The organism is Deferrivibrio sp. (assembly GCF_055117995.1).
Genome location: NZ_JBSQOT010000019.1, coordinates 1 through 15,085 on the forward strand (window position 1 = coordinate 1; position 15,085 = coordinate 15,085).

Sequence of the window (15,085 nt, forward strand, 5' to 3'; positions counted from 1 at the left end):
ATTTAATATGTCGTCGATGTTAAATACTTTAAAAAGCTTCTGCTCCTTTTTAGGAAACCTCAAAAGCCTTGAAGGGTTGTCTTCAATAAAACCCCTTTTCACAAGAAAACTGAAAAACGATTTCATACATGCAATTTTTCTCTCAATAGTAGATTTGCTGAGCCCTCTTTCATAAAGACTGTTTACAAATCCCCTAAGACTGTAATAAGAAATATCCTCGATGTTTTCTATATTTTTCAAATAAAGTATTAAATCATTTATATCGTTAAGATAAGATTTCAGGGTGTGCTCACTGTACCGTTTTTCAACCTGCACAAAAACCGTAAACTTGCCTACAGCCTCTTCTATATTCATAAATCAAGAGATTTCACATATTTTAGTAAATTGTCAAGTGCACGCTGACTCATCAATGTTTTTTTCAATTTTTTGTCTCTTATCTTTTTCTCAAGTGGAGAAAGCATACCAAAATGAAAATTGCTTGGGGAAAATTCACCATCTTTTTCAGTACTTACATAGTTTCCAAGAGCTCTCATAGCAGTATCCTCCGGCAAATTAAGCTCTTTTTTACCTTTTAAATTCAGATATAGGTCTATTGCAGCATTAAGTCCGCTTGCAATTGACTCCACATAGCCTTCTACCCCTGAAAGCTGGCCTGCAATATAAAGAAAATCAGATTCCAAATACCTGTAATTATGATTTAATTTGCCGGGGCTTCTTACATATGTATTTCTGTGGATTGAGCCATATCTTAAAAATTCTGCATTTTCAAGACCGGGTATCATTCTGAATACCCTTTTTTGTTCACCTATTTTCATTTTTGTCTGAAATCCCACAATATTGTAAGCTGTACCTTCTTTATTCTCTTTTCTGAGCTGCACAACAGCATAATATTCTTTCCCAGTTTCGGGATGCCGTAAACCAACAGGCCTCATAGGCCCAAAAGTGAGAGTCTTTTCCCCTCTTCTTGCCATCTCTTCAATAGGCATACATCTTTCAAAGACCGCACCTTTTTCAAAATCTTTAAACTCAACCTTTTCTGCATTAATCAATTCATTGTAAAATTTGTAAAATTCATCCTTATCCATTGGACAGTTAAGGTAATCAGCTTCACCTTTATCGTACCTGCTTTTAAAAAAGCACTTTTCGTAATCAATTGTTTCTGCATCCACTATGGGAGAAATTGCATCATAAAAATACAGCTTCGCATCAAAAAGATTTTTCAGTTTCTCAGCCATTTTTGATGATGTCAGCGGACCCGTTGCAATGATTGTAGGGATATCAAAATCAACTTCTGAAATTTCTTCCCTTATGACCATTATATTTGGATTATTCTCGATCATCTCTGTAATCCGGGACGCAAAATTTGTCCTGTCAACTGAAAGAGCACTGCCCGAAGGAACTCTCGTCTTATGCGCAATATCAATAAGTGTGCTGTTGAGAAGCAAAAGTTCTGCCTTAAGAAGTCCGTTGGCTGTATCAAGAGATTCGGATTTTAGTGAGTTTGAACAAACCAGCTCTCCCAGAAGGTCTGTCTCATGTGCCTCGGTATTCTTTACCGGTCTCATTTCATATAAGCTTACTTTAATCCCTTTTGACGCAAGGAAAAGTGCCGCTTCGCTGCCGGCAAGCCCTCCCCCGATAACTATTACATCAGGCTTTTGGAATAATTTCATTGTCTTCTGTTTTTATAGCAGATTTGGTATTTTTACATTCCGGATAATTCTTACAGGCAAAAAACATCCCTCGCCTGCTCTTTTTTAATACCATTTCAGCTCCACACTTTTCACACTTTAATTTTGCAACTTTCAGGATGAGAGCCTTAAGATTTCCTTCCTGATCAACGGTAATATTTGAGGTAAATTTACATTCTGGATAATTGCTGCAGCCTGCAAACATACCATTTCTGCCGGCTTTTACCACAAGCTCTTTGCCACATTCCGGGCATTTGTCATTTAATTTATCATCCTTATTCAAGACAATGAAACTACCATCAGGCTTTCTTACAAAGTTTTTTATGTTTTTGCATTCAGGATATCCTGAGCATGCAAGAATCTCCCCAAATCTGCTCCTTTTAAATACAAGCATATTGCCGCACTTTTCACAAGCAATCCCTGATTCTTCATAAGGCACGGTTTCTATCAGTTCTATCTTTCCATTCTCAAGCCTTTTATAATTTGATGTAAAACTGCACTCAGGATATGTACTGCATGCGACAAAAGGTCCATTTTTGCCGTATTTAATTACAAGTTCATTTCCACATTTGGGGCATTTCATATCCTTTAATGTAAGATTCATTTTAAGGTGCTTTGTTGCTTCACTTAATTCCGGCGCAAATTTATTATAAAATTCTCTTAGCGCATCCTTCCAGTCGAGTTTGCCTTCCTCAATCTCATCAAGCTCCTCTTCCATCCTCGCCGTAAAGTTTACTTCAAATATATCATTAAAGTTGGTTACCAACAGACTGTTTACTATCCTCCCAAGCTCGGTTGGGAATAATTTTTTCTGGTTATTTACTACGTAATCCCTTTCAAGCAAAGTAGATATAATGCTTGCATAAGTACTTGGTCTTCCTATCCCTTTTTGTTCCAGAGTTTTTACAAGCGTCGCTTCAGAATATCTCGGTGGAGGGGTCGTAAAATTTTGTTTGGGCTCATACCTATTTACAGTAAGTTTATCATTTTCACTCAAGTCATAAAATAAATTTTCTTCTTCCTGACCATTTTCTTCAGGAGCCTCTGTATACACTTTGGTAAAACCTGCAAATTTTAAGACCTTGCCTGAAGCTTTGAATTCATAATCTCCAACATTGATAAACACACTTGTGGAATAATATTCGGCATCAGCCATCTGGCTTGCTATAAATCTTTGCCATACAAGATTATATAATTTAAACTGGTCAGGATTCAAAAAATTCTTTAAACTTTCAGGTGTTCTCAAAGGGTCGGTAGGCCTTATTGCCTCGTGGGCATCCTGTATCTTTGTCGCAGAAGCAGAACCTTTTTTCTTGGTATTATCAACAAACTCATCTCCAAAAGCATTTTTAATATAATCTTTAGCCGCTTTTACAGATTCTTCAGATACCCTCGTGGAGTCAGTACGCATATATGTTATAAGGCCAACCGGGCCTTCGTTCGGTAAGTCAACCCCCTCATAAAGTTGCTGGGCTATCATCATTGTTTTCTTTGCTGAAAAGCCAAGTTTCCTGATTGCTTCCTGCTGGAGTCTTGAGGTGATAAATGGCAGAGGTGCAGAAGATTTTACTGTCTTCTTGTCTATTTTAGCGATTTCAGGCTCATTTACTTTTAATTCATCAAGTACCCTGTCGCATTCATTTTTATTTTTTATTTCAAATGTTTTGCCATTTTTCTTCTCAAGTCTTGCTTTGATAATAAAGTCTTCCAGATTAAAATAACCTGTTATTGTCCAGTATTCCTTTGGGACAAACTTTTCAATCTCATCTTCCCTTTCACAAATAAGCCTTAAGGCCACTGACTGTACCCTTCCGGCAGACAAACCGTATTTCAAAGGCTTCCACAATAAAGGACTCACCATATAACCCACAATCCTGTCAAGAATCCTTCTGGATTGTTGTGCATTAACCCGGTTGATATTTATTTCACTCGGGTTTGCTATCCCTTCAGTTACCCCTTTTTTAGTGATTTCATTAAACTGAACTCTGTATATATTCTTTGCTTTTTTCTTTATCTCTTCGCTTATATGCCACGCTATCGCCTCACCTTCACGGTCCGGGTCTGGAGCAAGATAAATATTTTTTGCATTTTCAGCCTCTTTTTTAAGCTGGTCGATAACCTTTTTCTTCCCCTTTATAATTTTATACACAGGGGTAAAGTCATTTTCTATATCGACGCCCAATTCCTTTTCAGGTAAATCCTTTACGTGACCAACACTTGCAAGAACTTTAAAATCCTTGCCAAGGTATTTTTCTATAGTCCTTGCCTTGGCAGGGGACTCAACAATTACCAGATTATTTTTTGACATTGAAAAACCTCAGACTGTTAATTAATAGGATCTTCTTCAGATTTTACATCCTGCTTTAAAAGAGATTTCTTTTCAAGAAGTGTATATAAAATTATCTGTTTTATGTTTTCTGCATCAATTTTCGAGATCTCTGCATCCATTGCCTTTTCAATTACTTCTTCCATAGCAATCAAATCGAGAAACCCTGTAAGCATAAGCTTTTGAAGATAAAGCATGGCATCCTGAGTAAGCTTATTCCTCTCTGAAACACAAAACTGCCTTATAATTGGTACACCTTCATAAGTATCAAAATCAAGCATCGACAAGGTTTGCCTGATCTCATAGTCATCAAAACCGGTACTGTATAAAAAGTCGGCAATGTCCTGCTCATTTACAAAAGTATTAGAATCTATAAAATCCATTATAAGATTCAATGCAACAACCAATTTATCCATTTTCACCCCGCTAAATGTAAGTGAATTAATATATATAATATTTTCCGTCAAGCCCTCTTTTTATAAAACCTTCCATTTCAAGCTCCGTCAGTATAGCCATAATTTCCATAAACTCCATTTTGGCTTTTATTACCAGCTCGTTGGAAGTAGAAGGCTCACGTGCTATAATATCGTATATTGTTTTATTTTTTTCTGTCAGCCCTATAATATTATCTGACTGCTTTTTGTCAATTATTTTTAATTCCTTAAACAGCTGTGGCGTATTCTCTATAATATCAAGATAATTTTCGACCAGATGTGCCCCGCTCTTTAGTAAAAAATTTGTCGCTGTATTGATGGAATCAGGAAATGCAGGCACTGCATAAAGCTCCCTGTTTTGCTCAAGTGCAAGCTTTGCTGTAATAAGAGAGCCGCTCTTTTTGGAAGCCTCTACCACAAGAGTCCCCATACTCAGGCCACTTATTATCCGATTTCTTTTGGGGAAATTATACCGGTTAGGTGGCTCATTAAGCCAATACTCTGATAGTATTACACCATTTTTCAATATCTTTTTCAAATACCGTTTATTGCTGGCAGGATAAACTGTCAAAAGTCCGCACCCAAACACAGCAGTCGTGCTCCCTTTTTCAACTGCCCCTATGTGGGCATGAATATCTATTCCAGCTGCAAAACCGCTTACCACATTTATCCCTGCTTCTGCCAAATCCTTTGCTATCTTATAAGAAAAATTTTTTGCTCTTTCAGTTGATTTTCTTGAACCAACAATAGAAATTTTGGGTTTTGATAATAAGTCAATGTTGCCGTAAGCAAAAAGAAAAATGGGTGGGTCATAAATATTTTTTAATTCTGCCGGATAATCCTTATCTTCTAATGTAAAAACCTTTATTCCGTGCTTGGTGATAAGCTTTAACTCTTCATCTACAAAATCATCTTCCAGGTCTTTTATTTTCACAATTTTTTCAGCAATATCCTCTTTTATGCCAATTTCAACAAGTTCATCTTTTTTAAATTCCCTGTCAAATGTCCCGAAATGCTCAAAAATTGAAAAAACCTGCCTGTCAGATAACCCCTTTATCCTTTTCAACTTAAAATATTTTTTTATAAGCTCAAAGTTTATATCACACCCCGGCAGTCAAAATTTTAAGCCATAAATAAACTGCTTCGTAAAGAGGCTCTACGGTCACGCAAAAATTTTTATTGTGTATGGAAACTATCTCTTGAGAACGCCTTATACCAAATTTGATAAACAAAGCTGGAGCAAATTCATTGTAAAAACAAAAATCTTCGCCCCCCATGGATAAGTGTTGCGACGGATAAAAAGTAAACCTGTCATTCGATAAAATATTTTTAATCTTGCATGACAGGTTCTTATCGTTTGTTACTGGTTTTGTACCGTCATCAATATCAATTCGGCTCTTAGTCCCAAAAAATACGTCAACCGAATCAAGAAGTTTTTTCAGTTTACTTTCAATAATATGGTTTACTTCTTCATCAAAAAACCTGAAAGTACCTTTTATTTTGACAAATTCAGGTATTATATTGCATGCGCTCCCCCCGCTGATAGCACCAAATGTAATAACAGCATTTTTTAACGGGTCAACCATTCTTGAGACAATACTTTGAGCACCTGTAATAAAATTTGAAGCCGCTGCTATCGTGTCAACCCCCAGATGAGGATAAGCCGCATGGGTACTTTTACCGGTTATTTCAATGTCAAAATGCCTTGCACCAGCCATAACTGAAACAGGCTCAACATAAATTTCCCCAATATACAGCTCAGGGTCAACATGCAAACCATAAATTTCAGCCACATCATCCATGCAACCGTTTTCAATCATAAACCTTGCGCCGCTTACAACCTCCTCAGCAGGTTGAAAAATAAATCTCAGATTAGTCCCAATACTGATATTCTCTTTTTTTATTATCTTTATTGTCTCAAGAAGCGCAGCTGTATGAAAATGGTGACCACAAAGATGCCTGTAAACAGATTTTTCATCGTTAAAAGGCAAAGCATCAATATCTGCCCTGATGGCAATGGTTTTGTCCTTCCCAGAATCTATTGTCCCAAAACATCCGGTCTTTAAATTCGTAAATTCAAAAACCCCTGCAGAAGTTAACTCAGAAACTATATACTCAGTCGTCTTGAATTCTTTAAACGAAGGCTCTGCCAGCTCTTCAAGGACCTTCAGGGTATTTGCTATTTGTTTTGAATGTTTTCTGACTATCTCGTACAAATTCATTATACATTTATAATGTCAAAGTTATTTCCGGTAAGTGAAACACCACCGTTTTCAGTAACAACAAATGTATTTTCTATCCCCACCATACCAAAACCTTCTATCCCCTTTTTAGGCTCAATTGCCATTACAACATTTTTTTCCAAAGGCTCCTTAAAACCTTTCGCAATAACTGGATATTCATCTATAACAAGCCCTATCCCGTGCCCCAAAAATTTTACTTTGTTAGGGCCAAAACCCATAAAATTTATGTCAAATTCTTCATCTACCTTATTCATCACTTTCAAATAGATCTCTTCAGGGATATTGCCAGGCCTCAGCATTTCAGCCACCATATTTTGTATCTCCACACATCTTTTATGGTAATCGTATGCTTGCTGAGGAATTTTTCCATATGCATAAATAGATGTTTTGTCGGTATGGTAGCCTTCATAGTTGCAGCCGGTATCAACAAGGACAACAGAATTTTTCTTAAGTTTTTTTTGAAAACTGCCAAATAGCGGAACAGCAGGACTAAGCCCTCTTATCCCTGCAGGGCCATCAAATGAATTATAGTAGTTGCCACTTTCATCAAAACATATATTACCAAGATAAAGCTCTGCATTAAACGAACCCATCCTCGTAATCCCAAAACTGCCCAACTCAATAGCAGACTGCAAAAGTTTTGCTCCAAACAAAGCCTCTGAAATATCTTCAACAAGAATTTTAGGCGCTACTTCATCCATAAATTTTCTATGAATTTCGCCTGCTTTTTTCATAAGTTCAAGTTCAAAATCGGTTTTTACCGCTCTGCTTTTTGCAACTGCCATATCAAGAGATTTGAATTTTTTGGCATTAAAATATTTATTAAATCGTTCAAGATGTGCCACAGGCACCACCTCTTTTTCAATATGCACCGTTTGAAACTCATACCCTATATCTTCAGCAATATCCCTGAAACTGTTTATTTTGACAATTTTTTCAAATCTTGACTCTTCCAAAGCTCGTTCATAACTTTTTCTTACATACAACACAGGCTCATTGTCTCTTGGAATATAAAAGACACCATTTTGCATTGTCCCGGTAAAATAGTACATATTCAATTTGCCAAATATAAAGCAAGCTTCCCAGTCGGGGTCAATTTCCGAAAGATTCTTTTTAAACCTGTTTAATCTTAAATCTAATTCGCCTTTTGAAACAATCATTACATTAACTCCTCAACTTTGATATTTTTTGTCTTTATGAAATTTTTAAGTTTGCCAAGAGCACGTTTTTCAATCTGTCTCACCCTCTCTCTTGTAATCCCCAAATCATCGCCTATTGCTTCCAGTGTCTCCTGCTCATCACTATTTAGTCCGTAGCGCCTTGCAATAATCTCCCTCTCTGTTTCAGTAAGAAACTCCATCCATTTCATAATAAGCGCCTTAAGGCTCTTTGATTCAACAATCTTATAAGGGTCGAGGTTAGTGTTCTCATCAGGAATTATTTCATGAAGTGTGGCATTATCCCCTTCGCCAATCCCCTTATCAAGAGAAGTATCCTGCTGCAGTGCATCAAAGACCTTTTTTAATGTAGAAAGAGTCATTTTGCAGGCAGTTGAAAGTTCAAGCATAGTAGGTTCGCGCCCTTTTTTCTGCTGAAACTCCGCCTGTACTCTCAATACTCTATTTATGTTTTCTGTCATATGAACAGGTATCCTCACTGTCCTGCACTGATTGGTAATTGCCCTTTCAATCGCCTGTCTTATCCACCAGGTAGCATAAGTACTGAACTTAAAGCCTTTCTTGTAATCAAACTTTTCGACTGCTTTTAAAAGCCCTATATTCCCTTCATTGACAATATCTTCAAGCGCAAGCCCTTTGCCCAGATATTTTTTGGCTATAGATATGACCAGTCTCAGATTGGCCTTAACCATTTTTTCTTTTGCTTGAAGATTCCCTTTCTGTATCTCTTTTGAAAGAGCAATTTCTTCTTCTTTGGTTAAAAGCGGGATACTTGCTATCTCATTGAGATATATTTTGAATACTTCGAGGTCTTTACTTTCTATTTCTTGCAAAGATTCACTGTCACAATTATCAAGCTCATCTGAGTCAACTTCAGAAATTTCAGGAATTAAGTCGTCTTTAAATTCCTCATTCATGCTTTCCCCCGGACAATTAGAGCAAAAAAATCATCAAAAGGCAACAGGAAATTATAAAGTTTACAATTTATTTAATAAAATTCGCTTGCTATGAAACAAAATCAACAAATTTGCACTGCCTATTGGTACACTTCAGCTTTATCTCTCCATTTTCTTTAATACCCACCACTATTTCGTTATTCAGTGGCAGCACAACTTTTCCCCCTTCTTTGAGTTGGCTTACAAGTGCTTCAGGTATCTCGGTATGCCCTGCCGTAATAATGATTTTATCAAATGGCGCATTCTCCTCCCAGCCAACTTTGCCATTATCAATCTTAAACCTTATGTTGCCAAAGTGAAGGCTTCTTAATATGGAAGATGCCCTCTGATAAAGCTGAGGTATCCTCTCTACTGTATAAACCATCTTGCAAAGCCTTGACAAAATTGCTGCCTGAAAACCAGAACCTGTCCCTATTTCGAGGACTTCATCTTCTGGACGTAATTCAAGCAAATAAGTCATATATGCCACTGTGGAAGGTTTTGAAATAGTCTGTCCAAATCCTATCGGAAGTGCATTGTCCTGATAGGCAAGGGCGAAAAGGGCCTCATCCAAAAATTTATGTCTTGGAACTTTTACAAAAGCTTCTATTATTGACTCATCTTGAAAGCAGCTTTCTGCCACAATCTCTTTTAAAAACTTTTCAGGCACCTTCGAATAAATCATAACGTAATCTGTGTCCCTATTCCGGTATCGGTAAATATTTCAAGAAGTACCGAATGTTTTACTCTTCCATCAATTATATGCACTTTATTTACCCCACTTTCAAGGGCATTAAGTGCACAATCCACCTTAGGAATCATCCCCCCCTGAATAACACCGGTCTTTTTAAGCTCATCAATTGTGTTTTTATTCAAAGTTGACAATAAATTTTTATCCCGGTCAAGAATCCCCCTCACATCGGTAAGCAAAATCAATTTTTCCGCTTTAAGGGCAGATGCCACAGAACCTGCCACAAGATCTGCATTTATATTATACAGCTCAAAATCATTTCCTATACCTACAGGTGCAATTATTGGAATAAATTCATTTTTCACTGCATCTATAACTTTGGTGTTTACACTTTCAACTTCACCAACGTGACCAAGGTCAATAATTTCAGGTGTCTTTACAAACTCATTCTCTTCGTTGACAAAGAGTTTTTTAGCCTTTATAAGCTCACCGTCCTTACCTGACAAACCAATTGCCTTGCCGCCATTTTTATTTATAAGATTAACAATATCTTTATTTACCTTACCTGCCAGGACCATCTCAACAATATTCATTGTCTCTTTATCCGTTACACGCATACCTGACACAAATGTACTTTGAATATTGAGTTTTTTCAGCATTTCTCCAATCTGAGGGCCGCCACCGTGAACAATTACAGGCACAATACCTATATATTTTAACAAAACAATATCCCTGGCAAAGCTGTTTTTCAGCTCTTCGTCCACCATGGCGTGACCACCATACTTTATCACTACTGTTTTGCCATAAAATTTTTTGATATAAGGCAAAGATTCCACAAGGACTGAAGCCTTTTCAATAAGCTTTTCCATAATATCCTCTTTTTGAAAAAATTTTGTTATTTTTCCTGTATTTAGTTTTTTTTGGACAAAACTGCAATACAATTATTGCGATTGTTGTTGATTTGGACCATTTGATGTTGTAAAAGATTTATATGAGAGAAGATATAAAAAAAATAATCGAATCTTTGAACATAAAATTTGCCGAAAATTTTGATGAAGGGCACCTAATTACCTGCTCCAACTATTTTTACGACAACAAAGGCTACCACCTTATCGAATTTAATGGAAATAAAATTATTCTTCTTAAAGGAATTTATAAAGATTTTGTCAGAGTCTTAAAAGGGGAAAAGTTTTTAAAAGAAAGTCATTTAAGCAAAATTTCCGAAATGCTGTCTGATATAGAAAAAAATATAAACCAACCATTTACCTGTAAAATTGTTAATGAGACATGGGAAATTGTCGATTTGAATCTTGTTTCAGATATTGGGGAAAAAGACCCAAAAGCAGCACTGAAAATAAACAGACCTTTGTCCCAGGTTGAATACAGCCTTTTCAGACAGGATATAGCAGATTATAAAAATTTGTATTTTTGTTCACTTTTTAAAGAAGTTTTCCCTCACACACTTTCCCCTTTAGCCTCATCAATCCTGACAAATATCCCTGAAGTGATGTCAGTAATCTTTGCCCATGCAAACTTTAAGGTTTACTCCCCCTCTTTAAAGCTACTATGGGGAAAGGTATATGGTAGCATGAGTACATATCTTATGGCATTTGAATCAATGAACACAAATGATACCTTTTTAAAATTAAACTATGCCCAATTCAGATATATAAAAGAAAAAAATAAAAAATTGAAAATCCCTAAAATATCTTCTTTAGAGCTTACAACAAATGAGATAAATGGATTCATTGAAGAAATAGGGCAGAAAACAGAAAACATTGACGAGAAATATATATTTGAACAGGAATTTTTAGAGCTTTTATCCCTTGGGTTTATGTCAGCCCAGATGATCTTTTTGATGTTTTCAGAGCTTTTTTCCAAAATATATGATATTACAGGAAATATTGAAAACACATTAAGGCTAATTTATAAGACAAGAAAGCAAAGCCCGTTTTTTAGCGATAAAACCTTTGAAATACCCTTATCGTTTGATTTATGTCCAAACTTTATTACACTTTCACCCACATCAATAAAGTCCCCCATGCAATTATCCGATGCAGTTAAAATTTATTCGGGGCTAAAGTTTTTCAAGAAAAGCAAGCTTGAATCCTTGATAAAAAACATTCACCAAATTCTTCTGCTTAGAGATAATCTGTCCAACACCCTTATAGCACTACTTAAAAAAATACATATAGTCTTTGAAAAACTCGCTGACAACCTGCTAAGGGATTCAAAAATAAAATTTAAGGACAATATTTACTTCCTCGAATACAACGACATTAAAGGGCTTGTCTCTGATTCATATTACGGCAATACGCAATTTACATATTTTTTTAAAAAATGGCAGAATGAAAGATTTAAGATGCAGATAATCCCCTACGAAATTTTTGAAAAAGATATACAGGAGACAGAAAATATTGCAAAAAATATCATTTCAAAGCTTTTATCACAAAATGAATACGACATATTGAGTTTTTTCCACAAGGAAGATTTAAAGGCTGACTTTGAAGAGGTTTCAATTTACAATGATTTAAGTATTTTAAATTCAATGAAACCAATAATCTCCGACAACATTTCACTTTTATCATATGCAATAGAGTTTGCCACAATAAACGAAATCCCTGTCTATTCCGGACTGAGGTTTCCTGAAATTATTTTGAGTGATAAAACATTTATCCTGACAAAAAATAAATTAAAACTGCTTTAACGGAGTATATTTAAATGTCAAATGAAAACTTTGACCGGGTTTCCGACTGCCTTCACTCTCAGGAAGTTCTTAACGTATTGAATGAAAAAAATTTTGCTATAAAAGATAAAATCAAAGGAATGATTGCCGGTAATATTATAGGCGATATGCTGGGACTCCCCCTTGAGAGGAAAAAAGGGAACATTAGCCCGTATCCACCATTAAATCTCAAAGGGGATTATATTTCAAAAATTGGTGAAATATGGAGTGACGATACATCAATGTTGATAGCACTTGCCACATCACTTTTTGAAACAGGCGGTAATGTCAACCCTGAAAATGAAAGAAAGCATTATTTGAAATGGTTTTTAAACGGCTACTACACGCTGGCAGGCAAGTCTTTTGGATATGGAGAGACAACAAAACAGGCACTGCTTACTGGAATTGCAGGAAACAACCGAAACACAAACGGAAACGGTGCGCTGATGCGCTCTTGCATTCTAACGGCTTATTATCTTGACAAAACGGACAGGGCGCTTGAAGAAGCAAGCGCTGCATCCTGTGCAGTTACACATGGACACCCTGTAAGTATATTCACAAATATAATATATAACTACATTCTCAAACAGCTTATTTACGGCATAAGCCTCGAGGATTCCATGAAAATGGCACAGCAAAAGTATTCTGGCGTGATTAATGATATAAATGAAATATTTGAAAAGCCGGTTTTCTACACTACTACCGCTTATTGTGTAACTACTCTCCAAACAGCTATTTTTGTCAATCTTGAATCAACAAATTTTTATGAGGCAGTTGTCAAATCGGCTAATCTTGGCGGCGACGCAGATACTGTTGCCGCTGTGACCGGAGCAATTGCAGGTGCAACATATGGTTTTACAGAAATATATGAACCTTACAGAAAAGCGGCACTCAAAGTAATATCTAAATTTCAGGCGCTGAAAATATTCTTTCAGGAGGATTTGAATGATTAATTATGTTCTTGATACCAATGTCCTGCTTTACGACCCCAATGCAATATACGGATTTAATGGCGATATCGTAAACATACCTATCATGGTAATTGAAGAGATTGACATGTTTAAAAAAAATATGGATCAGACTGGATACAACGCAAGGTATATCGGCAGATTCCTTGATGAACTGAGAAAAAACGGGCAGTTAAATAAAGGGGTCAAAATTGAAAACGGCACCACTGTAAGGGTAAATGTCTGCAATGATCATATCCAGACAAAAATATCATCCGACCTTATAAAAGATAAAGCTGACAATCTTATCCTCTCTGTAGCAAAATGGCTGCAGGAAAATGAAGATAAAGATGTAGTCTTCGTTACAAAGGATGCAAACCTGAGAATCAAATCTGATGTACTTGGAATCAAATCTATAGACTATGAAAAAGACAAGGTTGAAACAGATAAATTTTTCGAAGGCACCCGTGTAATAACACCTAAGGATGAAATTATTGATAAGTTATACAAGGGAGAAACTGTAAAACTTGACGGTGAATTTATGCCAAATGAATATATGAGACTTGAATCAGAGGCAAATTCCAAAAAAAGCGTACTGGTCAGATATGACAAAGTAACTGACAGTATTGTTAAAATAAAAGAATTTAAAGATGGGCTGTGGGGGGTAATTGCCAGAAATTCTGAGCAGCGATTTTTTTATGACGCCCTTACAAATGATTCTATAAAACTTGTGTGTGTAGCAGGGATTGCCGGCACAGGTAAAACACTCCTTGCCATAGCTGCTGGTTTGGCAGAGGTTATAGATGAGAAAAAATATAGAAAACTTTTGGTATCAAGACCAATATTCCCTATGGGAAAAGATCTCGGCTTTTTGCCGGGGGAATTAAAAGACAAGCTTGCCCCTTGGATGCAACCTGTTTTCGACAATCTGAACTTTATTCTTGAAAACAGCAATGCAGACTCTACCTATAAGGAGCTTTTTGAGCAAAATCTTGTAGAAATAGAAGCCCTTACTTACATAAGGGGCAGAAGCATACCGAATCAGTACTTTATCGTGGATGAAGCCCAAAATCTCACTCCTCATGAAATCAAGACAATACTTACAAGGGCAGGAGAAGGTACAAAGATCGTTCTCACAGGCGATCCAAATCAGATTGACAACCCTTATATTGACTACTATACAAATGGCCTAACGTATGTTATGGATAGGTTCAGGGACGATGAGATAGCTGCGACTGTCTCACTTCTTAAAGGGGAGAGGTCGCTTCTTGCTACAAAAGCTGCCCAGAAACTTTAATAAAATTTTAGGAAAAACATATGGAAAAGTTTATAACTGACATTTTTGAAGAGATTCAGGAAACACAAAATAAGTTCTTTGCGGAAAGTGTGCCGGTACTGTCGGCCATAGCGGCGGAAATTGCAAAGACATTCATAAGAGGCGGAAAATTATTTATATTCGGAAATGGCGGCTCTGCAAGCGATGCTCAGCACATAGCAGCAGAATTTGTAAACAGATTTAAAATGGAAAGACCTCCGCTTCCTGCAATTGCACTTACCACAGACACATCTATCATTACATCCATAGGTAACGACTATTCGTTTGAAGATATTTTCCTGAAGCAGGTACAGGCCCTTGTCAATGAAAGCGATATAGCCCTTGGCATTTCTACCAGTGGCAACTCTGAAAATGTCTTGCGGGCATTAAAATATCTTGCAAAAAACAATATAAAAACTATAGGTTTTACCGGCAAGGATGGTGGAAAGATGAACGGACTTTGCGATATCATTTTCAATGTAGATTCAAACACAACTGCCAGAGTACAGGAAATACACATTCAGGCAGCCCATATCATTTGTGAACTTGTAGATGAAATAATGTTTGGAAGGTTTTCATCAGTTTTGTCAGGACAATAAA

General features: G+C 36.4%; 14 protein-coding genes. 4 read left to right on the forward strand and 10 right to left on the reverse strand.

Features of this window, described 5'->3' with window-relative positions; all coding sequences use genetic code 11:
- The 10 genes from ACTCAF_RS06515 to argB form a co-directional block, all read right to left on the reverse strand.
- Positions 1-354: tyrosine-type recombinase/integrase (locus ACTCAF_RS06515; RefSeq protein ID WP_463062488.1), on the reverse strand; the 354-nt coding region annotated here is incomplete at its 3' end.
- Positions 351-1,673 (reverse strand): methylenetetrahydrofolate--tRNA-(uracil(54)-C(5))-methyltransferase (FADH(2)-oxidizing) TrmFO, encoded by a 1,323-nt coding sequence (gene trmFO / locus ACTCAF_RS06520; protein WP_463062489.1) that lies wholly within the window; start codon positions 1,671-1,673, stop codon positions 351-353. The genes trmFO and ACTCAF_RS06515, both read right to left, overlap by 4 nt.
- Entirely contained in the window at positions 1,651-3,999 is a 2,349-nt protein-coding gene (gene topA, locus ACTCAF_RS06525) for a type I DNA topoisomerase (protein ID WP_463062490.1), read from the reverse strand. The genes trmFO and topA overlap by 23 nt, the downstream gene beginning before the upstream one ends.
- Before the next feature lie 17 nt (positions 4,000-4,016).
- On the reverse strand, positions 4,017-4,433 hold the full coding sequence (locus tag ACTCAF_RS06530) for a DUF494 family protein (protein ID WP_463062491.1): 417 nt from the start codon (positions 4,431-4,433) through the stop codon (positions 4,017-4,019).
- Positions 4,434-4,458: 25 nt separating this feature from the next.
- Positions 4,459-5,517 (reverse strand): DNA-processing protein DprA, encoded by a 1,059-nt coding sequence (gene dprA / locus ACTCAF_RS06535; RefSeq protein WP_463062492.1) that lies wholly within the window; start codon positions 5,515-5,517, stop codon positions 4,459-4,461.
- 34 nt (positions 5,518-5,551) lie between these two features.
- Positions 5,552-6,673, reverse strand: a complete 1,122-nt coding sequence (locus tag ACTCAF_RS06540; protein WP_463062493.1) for a M20 metallopeptidase family protein — start codon at positions 6,671-6,673, stop codon at positions 5,552-5,554.
- Positions 6,673-7,854, reverse strand: coding sequence for a M24 family metallopeptidase (locus tag ACTCAF_RS06545; protein ID WP_463062494.1), 1,182 nt, complete (start codon positions 7,852-7,854; stop codon positions 6,673-6,675). The genes ACTCAF_RS06540 and ACTCAF_RS06545 overlap by 1 nt, the downstream gene beginning before the upstream one ends.
- On the reverse strand, positions 7,854-8,789 hold the full coding sequence (locus ACTCAF_RS06550) for a sigma-70 family RNA polymerase sigma factor (RefSeq protein ID WP_463062495.1): 936 nt from the start codon (positions 8,787-8,789) through the stop codon (positions 7,854-7,856). The genes ACTCAF_RS06545 and ACTCAF_RS06550 overlap by 1 nt, the downstream gene beginning before the upstream one ends.
- 88 nt (positions 8,790-8,877) lie before the next feature.
- Positions 8,878-9,492, reverse strand: a complete 615-nt coding sequence (locus tag ACTCAF_RS06555; protein ID WP_463062496.1) for a protein-L-isoaspartate(D-aspartate) O-methyltransferase — start codon at positions 9,490-9,492, stop codon at positions 8,878-8,880.
- Complete coding sequence (gene argB, locus ACTCAF_RS06560) at positions 9,489-10,367, reverse strand: acetylglutamate kinase (protein ID WP_463062497.1); 879 nt, start codon at positions 10,365-10,367, stop codon at positions 9,489-9,491. The genes ACTCAF_RS06555 and argB overlap by 4 nt, the downstream gene beginning before the upstream one ends.
- A gap of 122 nt (positions 10,368-10,489) precedes the next feature.
- Here argB and ACTCAF_RS06565 point away from each other — a divergent pair, with 122 nt between their 5' ends.
- The 4 genes from ACTCAF_RS06565 to ACTCAF_RS06580 are packed head-to-tail and all read left to right on the forward strand — an operon-like array spanning position 10,490 to position 15,084.
- A complete protein-coding gene (locus ACTCAF_RS06565) occupies positions 10,490-12,205 on the forward strand; it encodes a hypothetical protein (RefSeq protein ID WP_463062498.1) in 1,716 nt (571 codons plus the stop codon).
- A 14-nt stretch (positions 12,206-12,219) separates the two neighbouring features.
- Complete coding sequence (locus ACTCAF_RS06570) at positions 12,220-13,176, forward strand: ADP-ribosylglycohydrolase family protein (RefSeq protein ID WP_463062499.1); 957 nt, start codon at positions 12,220-12,222, stop codon at positions 13,174-13,176.
- Entirely contained in the window at positions 13,169-14,467 is a 1,299-nt protein-coding gene (locus ACTCAF_RS06575) for a PhoH family protein (RefSeq protein WP_463062500.1), read from the forward strand. The genes ACTCAF_RS06570 and ACTCAF_RS06575 overlap by 8 nt, the downstream gene beginning before the upstream one ends.
- A gap of 20 nt (positions 14,468-14,487) precedes the next feature.
- Complete coding sequence (locus ACTCAF_RS06580; protein ID WP_463062501.1) at positions 14,488-15,084, forward strand: D-sedoheptulose-7-phosphate isomerase; 597 nt, start codon at positions 14,488-14,490, stop codon at positions 15,082-15,084.
- Position 15,085 lies beyond the last annotated feature (1 nt).

Bases quoted from the DNA above. Each gene is read 5' to 3' on its own strand.
- trmFO (WP_463062489.1), bottom strand. From the start codon at position 1,673: ATGAAATTATTCCAAAAGCCTGATGTAATAGTTATCGGGGGAGGGCTT.
- topA (WP_463062490.1), bottom strand. From the start codon at position 3,999: ATGTCAAAAAATAATCTGGTAATTGTTGAGTCCCCTGCCAAGGCAAGG.
- ACTCAF_RS06530 (WP_463062491.1), bottom strand. From the start codon at position 4,433: ATGGATAAATTGGTTGTTGCATTGAATCTTATAATGGATTTTATAGAT.
- ACTCAF_RS06540 (WP_463062493.1), bottom strand. From the start codon at position 6,673: ATGAATTTGTACGAGATAGTCAGAAAACATTCAAAACAAATAGCAAAT.
- ACTCAF_RS06545 (WP_463062494.1), bottom strand. From the start codon at position 7,854: ATGATTGTTTCAAAAGGCGAATTAGATTTAAGATTAAACAGGTTTAAA.
- ACTCAF_RS06550 (WP_463062495.1), bottom strand. From the start codon at position 8,789: ATGAATGAGGAATTTAAAGACGACTTAATTCCTGAAATTTCTGAAGTT.
- ACTCAF_RS06555 (WP_463062496.1), bottom strand. From the start codon at position 9,492: ATGATTTATTCGAAGGTGCCTGAAAAGTTTTTAAAAGAGATTGTGGCA.
- argB (WP_463062497.1), bottom strand. From the start codon at position 10,367: ATGGAAAAGCTTATTGAAAAGGCTTCAGTCCTTGTGGAATCTTTGCCT.
- ACTCAF_RS06565 (WP_463062498.1), top strand. From the start codon at position 10,490: ATGAGAGAAGATATAAAAAAAATAATCGAATCTTTGAACATAAAATTT.
- ACTCAF_RS06570 (WP_463062499.1), top strand. From the start codon at position 12,220: ATGTCAAATGAAAACTTTGACCGGGTTTCCGACTGCCTTCACTCTCAG.
- ACTCAF_RS06575 (WP_463062500.1), top strand. From the start codon at position 13,169: ATGATTAATTATGTTCTTGATACCAATGTCCTGCTTTACGACCCCAAT.
- ACTCAF_RS06580 (WP_463062501.1), top strand. From the start codon at position 14,488: ATGGAAAAGTTTATAACTGACATTTTTGAAGAGATTCAGGAAACACAA.